We start from the raw sequence: 12,882 nt of genomic DNA, 5'->3' as shown, positions 1-12,882 counted from the left end.
ACATCCTTTCTTCTAATAGGCTCAAATATCCTAAGCTAATTAAAATTTATTTCTTTTTCTGCACATGAAAACCATTGTCTTGCGCGTAATTTTCAATGCTCCAAATACCTATTCCCCGCTCTCGCGCCTTATCCTGAATCGCTCTAAATTGATCTACGTATTTTGTATTAGGTGCAAATACATAGGCTACACGTGCATAACCCTGCTCTAGCAGAATCTCATTGAACATTTTCCCATCTATATAGAGGTAACAAAGTAGGCGGCCATATTTGTCCCGCTCCGATACATCAAGTTCAATTTGTACATCTTTATCCGTAAGCATCTTTTTGGCGAAATCAGAAGCTTCTAGCGAAAAGGGCTGTGGTTCGGGGATGTTCGGATTCACTGACTCTGGAGTATCAACCAGCAATAAACGAATGGTTTCCTTTTTTCCGCCTATAGTCAGCTTCATGGTGTCACCATCGACTACTCGTGTTACCTTTGCATCTATTAAACGTTTGTTGTCCTCTGTTGTATTGTCTGGCGTAGAACCCAATCCAGAACTGGAATCAGCCGTAATCGTTGGAACTGGCTCTAAAGTAATCTGCTCGGCTAAGTTGCAGGCAGTTGTTGTTCCAAGTAAGAGTGTGATAGCTAGAAAGCTTTTTACTAGATAAATCTTATTCATTGTTAACCTCTTTCTTATACACGTATGTAATTTCATGGGGTCTATTAAAAATAAATTAAAAAACTTAAAAACACAAGACTGTACTACTAATCATAGAAAACAGCGACAGCCATGTACCAGAAAAAAGATACTTGGCTATCGCTGTTTCGCCTTTACTCTACTTCCACCACGTTTAATTTGGAAATCTTTATTTTGATTATGATCGATAAGAAAGCAAGCAGGGAAAACATAATTCCGATCCAGATGAGTTGATGTATTCCTGCGTGAGAAATAAACCAACCACCGATAGCAGTCCCTATAGTAATTCCAAGGTTGGAAAATGAGATAAACAAGCTGTTACCGAATTCGGGAGCTTCTTTCGCTTCGGTCGTTAACCATGCTTGACTGACAATCAGTCCGCCGGAATGCACTGCCCCCCAAATAATTATGATAACAACCATCGGAAGGAAATAAGAACCTAGATAATATACGAATAAGTAAGTTACCGCATATAACAATGGAAACATGATAACGGTCTTTGTAATGCCTTTATGCAAAAGGCTTCCAAATAAAAAATTCCCAAAAATCATGATTATCCCAAAGGCCATCAACATGATACTAATCCATGACCCGTTCATATGTGTTACCTGCCCAAGATATTCAGCAAAGTAACTGTACACAGAAAACATAGCTGCAAAGATAAAAATAACTGCCACAATATTTAACCACAATAGGGGTTTGCGTAAAATACCAAGTTGTTTACCATATGACATTTTTTCTTTAACTGGCATGGAAGGAAGCCAAGCTAGTATTCCTAAAAAGGCAATTATACTTACGACAGCTCCAAACAGAAAAGCGACTTCTAACGAAATTTTGTCCGCGAGATAAGAAGTCAAAGGCACACCAAAAGCAAACCCGACCGTTATTCCGGCGAAAACCTTTGTAACTGCTTTGGTGCTCTTTTCCGGAGGGACAAGTTGGGCAGCGGTAACAAGTGCAACTGAAAAAAACACGGGATGAAAAATAGCAGGGATAATACGGAAAATCAGCATTACTTCAAACATGGTCGTATACGCATAAACAATATTTGAAATTGCAAAAATAAGCACAGCAGTTAATAGAATTATTTTACGATTAATTCCAGAAGCCAATAAGGTCAGAAATGGACCTGAAATAGCAACAACTAAAGCAAATATACTTACAAGCCATCCAGACTGAGAAGTTGATATATTAAATTTTTGAGTTACCTGTGGCAGAACACCTATAATCCCCATTTCCGTTGTAATAATGCCAAATACGCCTAAAGCCAAAATAATAATAAGCAAAGGGTTAACCTTTTTCATTTTAAAATAATCCTCCATTTATATTTACATATTTAGATTTGTAGATATGTATTACCAAAAAAAAGCCCTTCCTCCTTTCTCCTATAGTTTCTCTTTAATATACTCGGAAAACTCTTGAATTGTCTTTTCGTTTCGACGATAATACGTCCACTTCCCAATTCGCTCAGATTCCAGCAAACCAGCTTTTTGCATAGTCAATAGATAGCTCGAAATAACCGACTGTGCAAGCCCCGCTTTAGCTTGAATATCTCCCACGCAAATCCCAATTTGAAAATTTAGGCCTTGTTGTAAATAAGGCTTTTCATCAAAAAATTCCTCGGGAGTTTTTAGCCACATCATAATTTGACTACGAGTCTCGTTAGACAACGCTTTGAATATCAATAAAGGTTCCATGTGTTCCATTATATCTATTTTTATAGATTTGTAAATACAAAAGATGCCGATGTCTCGTTGTTGCAATAACATTATGTAGATTCATGTTTCGTATCGAATTGTTCGTTTAGTGAATTAAATATTTCCATATCAACCAGCACAGCAGTACGGATACCCAAGAAATGAAACCGAAAATCATCACGATTTTGTTCTCACTCCATCCGTATTTTAAGCTGAAGTGGTAATGGATCGGAGCCATCCGGAATAGCCGCAGCTTCGTCCGTTTGTAGTACCAAACTTGTAAAATGACCGACAACTGCTCCGCAAAATAAATGAAAAATAAAATCGGAAGCAAGAGCTCAACCTTTTCAATGACAGCCAGAACGGAAAGGGAGCCACCGATGGCCAGTGATCCAGTATCGCCCATAAACGCTCTTGCAGGATAAATATTGTAAAGCAAAAGCCCTAGCAGACAACCGATCATAACAAGTGAAAATGTCTGCACTTCAGGTTTGTCCGAAATCATAAAAAAGAAAAAATACGACGGTATGGCAACATTGATCAATAGCCCATCGAGACCATCTGTAAAATTGATGGCATTCGCGGAGCCGACCACAAACAGCAAAATGATGGCCACATAAAGGTACACAGGCAACTGCAGATTTTGCCCTTTAAATAACTCGATATCACTCGTCAGGCCGAACGAATGGAACAACACATATAATATAATTCCAGTAAAAAGAAATTGAAGCACTAGTTTTGAGCGGCCGCTGATGCCGGATGGATTTTGCCAAAAAGCCTTTTTGAAATCATCCAAAAATCCGACTGAACTAAACAACAAAAACGTAACGCATAAGAGTAACATTAGAGGCCCGGGTTGAAACTGCAGCGAAATCGCTATCCCGATAAGCAGGATCAACCCTGCCATTAGTGGTGTACCCCGTTTGGCCTGATGATCTGCTGGAAGCTCGGCACGAATTGGCTGCGTTAACCTCAGTCTATGCAGCGTCCAGATCAATAGAGGCGTAAACACCGCCACCAGAAGAAAAGACAGGCCGGAAACAGCCAGAATTCCATACATATAACGAACTCCCCTCTTTGAAAAAGATCATTTATAATACTCACAAAATATTTCTAGAGTTAATGAGGTCGTCTGTAATTATGTACTCTTTTCATCTGTTGATAAAGAGAAATTATTCTATTTTTATTTCCTGTTTTCTGCTGTGAAACTGCCGGGAATTTTCTATAAGCAGATCCCAAAGTATAAACTTGCCCAATGAGAAAGTTTGCACATTGGGCAAGTTTGCATTAGTATAAAGTCAGTAATCCTAATCTTCACCACAATTACAGCTATATGGGAGGTGTATACATAAATTATGATTAAACAAACGTTGAGAGATTTCAAAAAAGAAGCCACTGAAAAAGCGCTAGCTGAAGCGGCATTCGAACTTGCACTTGAACATGGGTTGGACGGTTTTGTTGTTGAAGATATCGTGCAAAAAGTCGGCTACTCCAGAAGAACTTTCGCAAACTATTTCACATGCAAGGAAGAGGCAGTTGCGATGGGAGCAGTTACCGTACGGAACACGAATGAATATGAGGAATTGCTCACCAAAATCCCTGAAAATGCCTCCCTGCTGGATACCTTATATCAACTAATTAAGATGCAACTTACATCTGAGCTTATAGGGAGGTTGCGTGAGCTTTCTTTACTTTCCCGAAAATTCCCAGCTCTCGAGCCCCATTATCTAAGAGCAATACATCTTACGCAAACTGGAGCACAAAAAACATTGTTGCACTTGTCAAATGGTAAGTATGACGAGGTCTATACTTATCTGCTTATAAATTCGGTTTACGGAACTGTACTTCCCTTAATTGACGGAAAACTTAATGTGCTGCTTCCGGGACAAACGACGAGCGACGATCCAACTCCTGAAACTCTTACGTTCGATCAATTTTTGGAAACTATTTACGGATATTTACGCAACGGATTCTAATAGGCTAACAATCAGTTTTCATCATCGAGGGAGTGTAAAATAGATACATGTCAACATTATTATACAGAGTGGGAAAAACCGCTTATCGCAAACCTGGGTACTTCATTTTAGGTTGGATTTTAATTTTAGGAATTGTCATCTCTATGATCAGCATGAATGGTATTCATATCAGTTCAGAAATGAAGATTGAAGGCACAGAATCGCAAAAGATTTTGGATCAATTAGCAACAGAACTTCCGGCTGCATCTGGTGGACAAGGAAGTGTCGTGTTCAAAGCACCTGAAAATGAGCGACTGGATACGCCAGAACGTTTGGCAGCGATCACTAAAGGTGTTAATGAGGTTTACGGTATAAACGAAGTGATTAATCCTGCGGATTACGCAGCGGAAGCAAGTAGTTCAACTACTGAAGCAACTCAGGCTGCCAGTATGGATCAGTCTGCAGCAGCCACAGCACCCCTTTCCTATGGTCCTCTGATGGCAGATGGCGTTCCAGTACCTGGTGTTATTCTTTCCGCAGACGGTAGCATTGCATTGTTCCAATTCCAGTTTACCATTGAGCAATCTGCTATCTCTCAAGATATTTTTGATTCTGTAATTGATACCGTCAAGAATGTCGAGAAAGATACCAACATCACTGTACTGCCGGGCGAGACACTCAAATCAGTATCTATCGGTGTAGGATCAGCTGAGATTGTCGGACTTGTCATTGCTGCAATTGTTTTGCTGGTGACGCTTGGCTCTGTCGTTGCAGCAGGTCTGCCCCTTATAACTGCACTGCTTGGAGTCGGCATCGGTGTAGGTGGAGCATTTTCTATTTCCAAATTCATTGAAATGCCTAGTGTCACTTCCGTCTTGGCGCTTATGATTGGATTAGCCGTCGGAATCGATTATGCTCTTTTCATTGTAAATCGCCAACGCCGGATGATTATTGATCAAGGATTAAGCGCACAAGAAGCTGCGGCTAGAGCAATTGGCACATCCGGCAGCGCCGTATTTTTCGCCGGTTTGACGGTTATTATTGCTCTCTGCGGTATGCTTGTAATCGGGCTTACTTTCTTATCTACGATGGCGTTAGTAGCAGCTGCTACCGTCCTTATCAACGTATTTGTTGCCTTAACCCTATTGCCGGCATTGCTCGGATTGGTGGGTGAACGCATCTGTTCACCTAAAGCTCGCAAGAAAAACAAGGATCATCATACAACGGGTAACCGCGGTATAGCTGATGGATGGGTTAAATTCGTCATCAAGTATCGTTGGGTCACTATTGTTGCCATCGTCGTGGTACTTGGCGTAGCAGCAACCCCTATAGCAAAAATGGAAATGGGCATTCCCGGAGCTGCCTCAGCGAATTTGGATACGGTAGCAAGACAAAGTTATGATGCTATATCCGAGGGTTTTGGAGAGGGCTTTAACGGACCGCTTATTCTGGTTGCAGAACCAAAGAATTCTTCCACTCCAGTCACTCCGGAGCTCCTAGGAAATCTTGTAAAAGAGCTCCAAGCTCAAAAGAATGTCGCATTGGTCACTCCTCTGGGCATGACTAAGGATTTGGCTATCTTCAGTCTGATTCCAGAAACGGGTCCTAGCGATATAACAACCAAAAATCTGGTGAATGATTTACGGGCTACGGAATCTAGTATCGCTCAAAGTAATGATGTTAAACTCGGGGTTACCGGCTTTACCGCTGTTAACATCGATATGTCGGCCAAACTGGCAGATGTATTTCCCATTTATGTAGGAATCATCATTCTCCTATCGCTCATTATTCTTCTGTTGGTATTTCGTTCGATTATCGTTCCTATCAAAGCTACGATCGGCTTTCTGCTTAGCATACTCGCTACCTTCGGGATCACCACAGCCGTGTTCCAATGGGGCTGGCTCCATTCTCTCTTTGGTTTCGACACCGGTGGCCCATTGCTAAGCTTTATGCCAATCATCGTTACGGGTATCCTATATGGGCTTGCGATGGACTATCAGGTTTTCCTTGTCAGTTCCATGCGTGAATCGTACGTTCATGGTCATGAGGGATCAGAGTCCGTTGTTCATGGATACAACCAGGTGAGTCGTGTCGTAGTAGGCGCTGCTATAATTATGATCTCCGTTTTTGCAGGGTTTATTTTTACGGATGATGTCATGATTAAACAAATTGGCTTTACACTGGCCGTAGGGATCTTAATCGATGCTTTCATTATTCGAATGGGATTAGTTCCTGCTGTAATGTCTATTTTCGGCAACAAAGCTTGGGCACTTCCAAAATGGCTCGACCGTATTCTGCCAAACCTGGATGTCGAAGGCGAGAAACTGATTGCTACACTCAATGCTAAAGACAAGTCTAATTCCATGAAATAGATACAATAATAAACAGCCTGAGTCCTGTATTCCTAGGGGTTCAGGCTGTTTTGTTTCTGTGGTAAGATTCGCTTCCCATGAAACGATGTTGGAGAAAGAGCTTAATAATTAAGGATTAAAGCGGGGCGCACACCGTAACAAGCCAAGTTGACATGTCCGTAACTGCGAATACTGCTACGAGTACCTACAAAATACGCACGTGAGGAAATCGCAGGTTGAGTTCTCAGCCACCACCATGAGCAGCCAAACTCTTCATCCTTCTCAAGGATATAATCAGCTTTGACTTTTTTATCATACACATACAATTTACATCCATCGTACTTTTTCACTTTGGAGAATCCCGTTCCTATCGCCCTACGCTTCGCACGTAAAGTATTTTCTCCAAGTTTAAAGGTGAATTCATTCGCCTCCGAAACACTAAGCAGAAAAATCTTATCTTCCGTGTTTATACTTCCCTCTCCGTTATCTGTGCACTGTGTAGTCTTGATGAGCCTGTGCTCGGAGTCATTAAAAGCGGCATTATAAAACCCATCGTTCAACCACTTTCGCAAATCGGAGTCATGCCATGTAACGTCAACATATTCATCGTGATACCGCCTGCAATCCAAAATGTACTCGCTCAAAATGAACAGTTCTCTACCTGAATTTTGCAGCACTCGCCACTTTATCGGCATTTGGTCTGCTCCGTCCGCCATTTGCGGATAAGCGCCAAAAGTAATTAGTTCGCCGGGTTTTGCCCGCTCATACACGGAAGCAAGATTATCATTTTCATTACAAATCATAATTATAAATTCTGTAGTTCCTTTAACGATTTCAGCTTCCCTGCTAAATCCTAGTTTTTCATACAAGCGTATCGCTCTATCGTTGAACTTCGCCACTGTCAGCCGCTTTGGTTTTTCCTCGCATCTCTCATTGATATAGTTAAGGACTGTTGTGAAAAATTGTGTCCCATTCCCCTGTCCGGTTAACTCAGGCTTCATTCCTAAACCCACATCTATAAAATCCTGAGAATATGTATATTTATCATTTGGAACCTGTGCTGGACTTCCTACACAGAAGAATCCGATCAATTGTTTATCTGCATCAAGTACAGAAAAAAATGCTTCCTCTAGCATTTCACTTATAGCTTCAGGAGTTAGTTCATTATTGTAAAAATCATAGGGTGGATCATATTGCCAGCTTAAAATATCCCTAGCAGCATCAGCATTCAGCTTTTCCACGTAAAGTTCCATTTCGCATCCCCCTTTGTTTTCAAAATCGATAAGTCCTTAAGAGTCTAGCTCTGCTAACTCCTGAAGAATTATCTCTACATCACCATCAGGATTTAACGCTTTGATCATCTCTTTTGTAATGGCTGCACCCTCATAAACTTGTGAAACAACCTCTAAGGGGAGTGTGAGTTCAAAATAACCTTCGGCAAATTCCACGAAATCCTCAGCTGTGCGGAAAATAGTCCCTAGCAAAAAGTCCGAACCATCTTCTGCCCCCGCTGGAATCTCTACCTCCCCCTTCTGCCACGTCAAGTCGTTATTTTCACGCCAAAAACAAAAAGTAACATCATCCTTAGCTATCGCCTCATCTTCCAGTAAAGACAATAGCGAGGTTGGAACCTCTTCATAGATTCCTGGCCAAACTTCATGTTCGTCACGCGCATATGGACTTACTTCGGACTCATGATCAAAACCTTTAATTACCGTTCCTTGAGGTGTAAAAATAATAAACAAATTATCGCCTGAGCCATTATTGATCGATGCTAGAGAAACATTCTTATCAAATTTAGAATCAAAACTATGATAGCGAAGCCAGTCCTCTGGACATAGGACAATATTTAGAGAAGCAAGTATTTTCATAAGTTTTTTTAAGTTTTCGGGTGCTGGTAAAATATCTAACACATTCATCTATGATTCCTCCCCATTGTAGATATAAATGATTTTAGCATATTCATGAATTCCGGGTGAAAAAAAGACTACCCGAAGGTAGCCTTTCCAACTTAACAAAACACTAGCTTAACTTAAGACCCCGCACCTTTATATCTTCGTACGCCATAACTCCAGGCTAACAAACCAATCCCCAGGAATATAGCGCCTACTACAGGTGTCATCAGAGCAAGGCTGGTCATCTCCTCCCGCTGTAGAAAAAGCGCGGCTGGATACACTCCGACGAATGCAAATGGAATGATCCAAGTAAGCAATACCTGTATAGCACGATTGTAAATCGTTACCGGGTACCGGCCATAAGTCTGAATGTTGTACATTAACGGAAGAATGCCAGTAGGAGCATCCGAATAGAAAGACAATGAAGTCAACGTTGTGTAAATCCCCGTATAGATGGCGACCGCACTTAACGTTAGAATGATCAGAGCCGGTATCGTCCACCATTCAAAAGGAAGACCCAGATTGCTGCCACTGATGGCCATAATAATAATACCTATGAATGAGCCCATAAGTGCTGGTGGATCAACATTTTCCAAAAAGATCTGGAACAAATTATGAGCTGGGCGTGTCAAAATACGGTCCATCTCACCTTTAACGATGTAACGTTCACTAAATCCCCATAGATTCACAAAACAACTAAACACCCCAAATGGCACCATAAAGAATCCATAAACGAACACTACTTCATTCTGATTCCAGCCGCCCAGGCTATCTGTGTGCATAAAAATTACGAGAATAAAGATAAAGTTGGTAGCTTGAAAAAGTAAGTCTGAAATGACCTCTACCCAAAAGTCAGCGCGATAGGTGAGCCGGCTCTTCATATAGTTTTTGATATATTCAATTAATAATCCCAGGTAATACATGTTTCCTCAACCTCCCTGCACGAAGAGACGCTGCCGCGCCGCATGATATAACCAGACAATTGGAATCAGCAATACTAGGAACCAAATAATTTGTATCCCTAATACATTCCATATTCCAACCCCTTGCACACGTCCCGTAAACACTGAACCTGGCAAGTAGGTAATCGCCTGAAACGGCAGCACCTCAAGTACGGAAGATAACCAGTTAGGAAACAGACTGATCGGTACGATTAAGCCGGAGAATAAGTCTACAATCACCCGCTTCATTCGCATCATGCCTTCATTATTTTCCACGAAAAATGCCGAGAGCCCTGTGATGATATTGATCTGTGAATTAATTAAAAAGCTGAAAAAGAGCATCACCAGGAACCCTGCCCAAGCAGATGGCGCTGTTGGCAATTGAACCGGGAACAGCAGCATCGCTATCGCCATGCCGGGAATCATAAATAAAAGGAAGCGGAACATTCCCTCTCCAAGACCTTGCATCATTTTGACTAAGACATAGTTATAGGGCCTTATAAACTGGATAGCGATACTTCCATCACGGATATCCGTAGAGATCTCGCGGTCTAGGTTATTAAAATAAAAGGCTCTAGCCATCCACGACACAGCAACATATGATGTCATTTGCGTTGCAGTAAAGCCACCCAATGAATCCCCATTGCCATAAATGGCCATCCAAGTGAAATAGTTAACCCCAATATTCAGTGAATAGATAAGAATACCTGAGTAGTAGTTAATCCGATAAGCAAGCATGGTAAGAAAACGGATGCGTATAAAATCTAAGTAAGCCCCGAATAGTAATTTACGGCTATTCTCCTGAGGACCGCCAGAAGATGAACTTCCTGAGGAGGAAGACATAGCTGTTGCAGGATTAAGCTTATCAGACATGTAAAGCCTCTCTTTCATCCTTCAGAGCGGCAGCCATTTCATCAGGCTTGTCTGCAGACCCAGATTGATAAATACTGCGAACAATATCGTCCGTATTGGTCTCTATGATTTTGATATCAGTAATGTCTGCTTTTCCCACTACTCTGCCTAATACATCCGATACATTTAGCTCTAGCGGTATCCAGACAGACGCCCCTAAATCGTTCTCCGCAGACCAAGTAACAGGCAATCCCTCAGTCCATAACTCAAGTTGCTGACGTTTCGTAGCATTTCCAAATTGAAATTGAACCTCACGTCCGGTTCCCCAACGCTGCTTCAGGTCTTCCAGTCCTCCGTCATAAATGATACGGCCATCATCAAGCATTATCACTCGGGAGCAAAGCGCCTCAATATCTTGCAGGTCATGTGTAGTCAGCAGTATGGTTGTCCCATGCTCGCGGTTCATATCTTTTAGGAATTCACGGATCTCTGACTTCACCACAATATCTAAACCAATGGTCGGTTCATCCAGAAATACAATCGACGGATTGTGAAGCAATGCTGCCACTAATTCACAACGCATCCGCTGACCTAGACTAAGCTTACGAACCGGACGATTCAGCAGTTCTTGCAGTTGCAGTCGTTCGACCAATTCATCCAGCCGTTTCTTGAAATCTTGTTCAGACACCCGGTAAACCTTGCGCAGGAGCTGGAACGACTCAATCACGCCAATGTCCCACCATAGCTGACTTCGTTGCCCGAATACCACACCGATATTTTTCACGAATTTCTCGCGCTCCAAATACGGAACATACCCACCTACTGTCAGGTTTCCGGAAGTCGGCACGAGAATACCTGTGAGCATTTTGATCGTGGTCGATTTCCCAGCACCGTTCTCGCCGATATATCCACAGATCTCACCTTCAGGAATGGAAAAGGAAATGTCCTTCACCGCAGTCACTTCCGTATATTCCCTTTTAAACAAATCAGCGAAGGCCCCTTTGAGACCCTCGCGGTTTTTTTGTACTTTGAATGTTTTGCGTAAGTCTTGTACTTGAATAGCAGTCATATTGTACCTCACTAAGCTTAGAGTTGGTTCCCAGTACCCCATTATAATAGAAGAAGCGCAAAAGCACTACTTCAATCTTTACTTAGCCAGTCTTTCATTTAGCGAATGGGTGTCCTTCACAGCTTCTAAATGCCCTGAGCGAGCGACTTTAGTCCGCAAATATTTCTCGTTAAAAGAAGATACATCTCCCCATAACGCTACTCTTTTCACGGCATTCATCCCTGCAGCCTTGAGCGCATCCAATTTCTTCGGATTATTCGTAATCAGCGTCACTGGTTTGTGACGTAAAGTTTGCAGAACACTGATTGCCTCTTCGTAGTTTCTTGAATCATCAGCAAATCCCAACTCTAAATTAGCCTCAACTGTATCGTATCCTTCTTCCTGTAAAAGATACGCTAAAGATTTGCTGAACAGGCCAATGCCTCTTCCTTCATGATTCGCGAGATAAAATAATGCCCCAGAGCCATGCTCAACAATCATTTTCATGGATTGATGCAGCTGGAATCCGCAATCGCAACGTTTACTGCCAAAAATATCGCCAGTATGGCAGATGCTATGCATCCGGATCAATGCATCCTCAGACCCTTCGAAATCGCCATATACCAACACACTGGATTGTTGTCCTTCTGCTAAGTTCATGGATGGCAAACGTGAAATTAAAGCTGCCGTTGCTTTACTGCTATCCTCTTGAAGAAGCTCTGCATCCGTTGTATTCAGCCAGTTGTACCATTTAAAAATAACGGTCTCGCCGTCTAAATTCACCGGTAACGTAATGGGTCCAACCAATATATTTGTGGAATTTGCTAAAGGAATTCGCGTGATTTTATTCTGTAAAATAGAAGTGATTTCTGGTTTAATCATAATTACACCTTCCTCATTGTTCATCAATGCTTAGATAGAGCTAAGCATAAGGATAAAATATTAGTTAAATTATAAGTAACTATTTGTAAGTAAGTTTATCATTGTAATATAACTTCGTCAAGTTATAATATATCTTTAAATATTTATAATTACTTTATGTAAGTTTATGATATAATGAATGTCGAGGTGATATTATGAATGATTTCAACATGTGTCCTCGCTTTGAAAAAGCGGTAGACTTGCTAAGTAAACGTTGGGTCGCGCTTATTGTTTTCGTGCTTATGCCAGGGCCACGCCGTTTTGGTGAAATTGAGAGCTGTCTGTCCAATCTCAGTGGCAAGGTGTTATCTGACCGATTGAAGGAAATGGAAACCGAAGGTATTATAGAGCGAACTGTATATCCTGAAATGCCAGTACGTATTGAGTACTCTCTGACTCCAAAAGGCACAGCGCTTGCTCCTATACTTGGTGAAATTGGAAACTGGTCTACCGAATGGATTGAGCTTGGTATTAAGAAATGATTCCCGCTACACAACACAAAGAGCCCTAATTGTCCCGATCATGAGACAAGAGGGC

13 protein-coding genes are annotated in these 12,882 nt (G+C 41.7%); 3 read left to right on the top strand and 10 right to left on the bottom strand.

Translation table 11 applies throughout. The features are described from left to right. Nucleotides 1-46: 46 nt before the first annotated feature. The 4 genes from MKY54_RS14135 to mraY all read right to left on the bottom strand — a co-directional run bounded on the left by MKY54_RS14135 (nucleotide 47) and on the right by mraY (nucleotide 3,442). Entirely contained in the window at nucleotides 47-667 is a 621-nt protein-coding gene (locus MKY54_RS14135; protein WP_076126181.1) for a thermonuclease family protein, read from the bottom strand. 152 nt (nucleotides 668-819) lie between these two features. After that, nucleotides 820-1,989: an MFS transporter gene (locus tag MKY54_RS14130; RefSeq protein ID WP_076305482.1), complete on the bottom strand. Its 1,170-nt coding sequence runs from the start codon at nucleotides 1,987-1,989 to the stop codon at nucleotides 820-822. 81 nt (nucleotides 1,990-2,070) lie between these two features. Beyond that, complete coding sequence (locus tag MKY54_RS14125; protein ID WP_076183917.1) at nucleotides 2,071-2,382, bottom strand: helix-turn-helix transcriptional regulator; 312 nt, start codon at nucleotides 2,380-2,382, stop codon at nucleotides 2,071-2,073. Between the two features lie 106 nt (nucleotides 2,383-2,488). Beyond that, complete coding sequence (gene mraY / locus MKY54_RS14120; protein WP_076183800.1) at nucleotides 2,489-3,442, bottom strand: phospho-N-acetylmuramoyl-pentapeptide-transferase; 954 nt, start codon at nucleotides 3,440-3,442, stop codon at nucleotides 2,489-2,491. Between the two features lie 295 nt (nucleotides 3,443-3,737). On the opposite strand from mraY, the gene MKY54_RS14115 reads away from it, so the two are divergent. Both MKY54_RS14115 and MKY54_RS14110 read left to right on the top strand, forming a co-directional pair. Further along, on the top strand, nucleotides 3,738-4,358 hold the full coding sequence (locus MKY54_RS14115) for a TetR family transcriptional regulator (protein WP_076183795.1): 621 nt from the start codon (nucleotides 3,738-3,740) through the stop codon (nucleotides 4,356-4,358). 47 nt (nucleotides 4,359-4,405) lie between these two features. Then, nucleotides 4,406-6,709, top strand: coding sequence for an MMPL family transporter (locus tag MKY54_RS14110; RefSeq protein WP_339190842.1), 2,304 nt, complete (start codon nucleotides 4,406-4,408; stop codon nucleotides 6,707-6,709). 101 nt (nucleotides 6,710-6,810) lie between these two features. Here MKY54_RS14110 and MKY54_RS14105 read toward each other — a convergent pair whose 3' ends face one another. From MKY54_RS14105 to MKY54_RS14080, 6 genes are all read right to left on the bottom strand, one after another. Beyond that, complete coding sequence (locus tag MKY54_RS14105) at nucleotides 6,811-7,941, bottom strand: GNAT family N-acetyltransferase (RefSeq protein ID WP_339190840.1); 1,131 nt, start codon at nucleotides 7,939-7,941, stop codon at nucleotides 6,811-6,813. A gap of 36 nt (nucleotides 7,942-7,977) precedes the next feature. Then, nucleotides 7,978-8,607, bottom strand: a complete 630-nt coding sequence (locus MKY54_RS14100; RefSeq protein WP_339190838.1) for a hypothetical protein — start codon at nucleotides 8,605-8,607, stop codon at nucleotides 7,978-7,980. A gap of 113 nt (nucleotides 8,608-8,720) precedes the next feature. Further along, entirely contained in the window at nucleotides 8,721-9,506 is a 786-nt protein-coding gene (locus MKY54_RS14095; protein WP_036686696.1) for an ABC-2 family transporter protein, read from the bottom strand. A 6-nt stretch (nucleotides 9,507-9,512) separates the two neighbouring features. Next, nucleotides 9,513-10,262, bottom strand: a complete 750-nt coding sequence (locus MKY54_RS14090) for an ABC-2 family transporter protein (protein WP_051491475.1) — start codon at nucleotides 10,260-10,262, stop codon at nucleotides 9,513-9,515. Nucleotides 10,263-10,389: 127 nt separating this feature from the next. Continuing rightward, the gene (locus MKY54_RS14085) at nucleotides 10,390-11,445 is read right to left on the bottom strand and encodes an ABC transporter ATP-binding protein (RefSeq protein WP_076126169.1); all 1,056 of its coding nucleotides are present in this window, start codon (nucleotides 11,443-11,445) and stop codon (nucleotides 10,390-10,392) included. Between the two features lie 78 nt (nucleotides 11,446-11,523). Then, the gene (locus MKY54_RS14080; RefSeq protein ID WP_339190836.1) at nucleotides 11,524-12,306 is read right to left on the bottom strand and encodes a GTP cyclohydrolase II; all 783 of its coding nucleotides are present in this window, start codon (nucleotides 12,304-12,306) and stop codon (nucleotides 11,524-11,526) included. Between the two features lie 194 nt (nucleotides 12,307-12,500). Between MKY54_RS14080 and MKY54_RS14075 the strand changes: the two genes are divergently transcribed. Beyond that, nucleotides 12,501-12,827, top strand: coding sequence for a winged helix-turn-helix transcriptional regulator (locus tag MKY54_RS14075; RefSeq protein WP_036686688.1), 327 nt, complete (start codon nucleotides 12,501-12,503; stop codon nucleotides 12,825-12,827). The last annotated feature ends 55 nt before the right edge of the window (nucleotides 12,828-12,882 follow it).

The organism is Paenibacillus sp. FSL P2-0121, assembly GCF_037975345.1.
GTDB lineage: Bacteria > Bacillota > Bacilli > Paenibacillales > Paenibacillaceae > Paenibacillus_AQ > Paenibacillus_AQ odorifer.
This window is presented reverse-complemented; position numbering and strand designations above follow the sequence as displayed.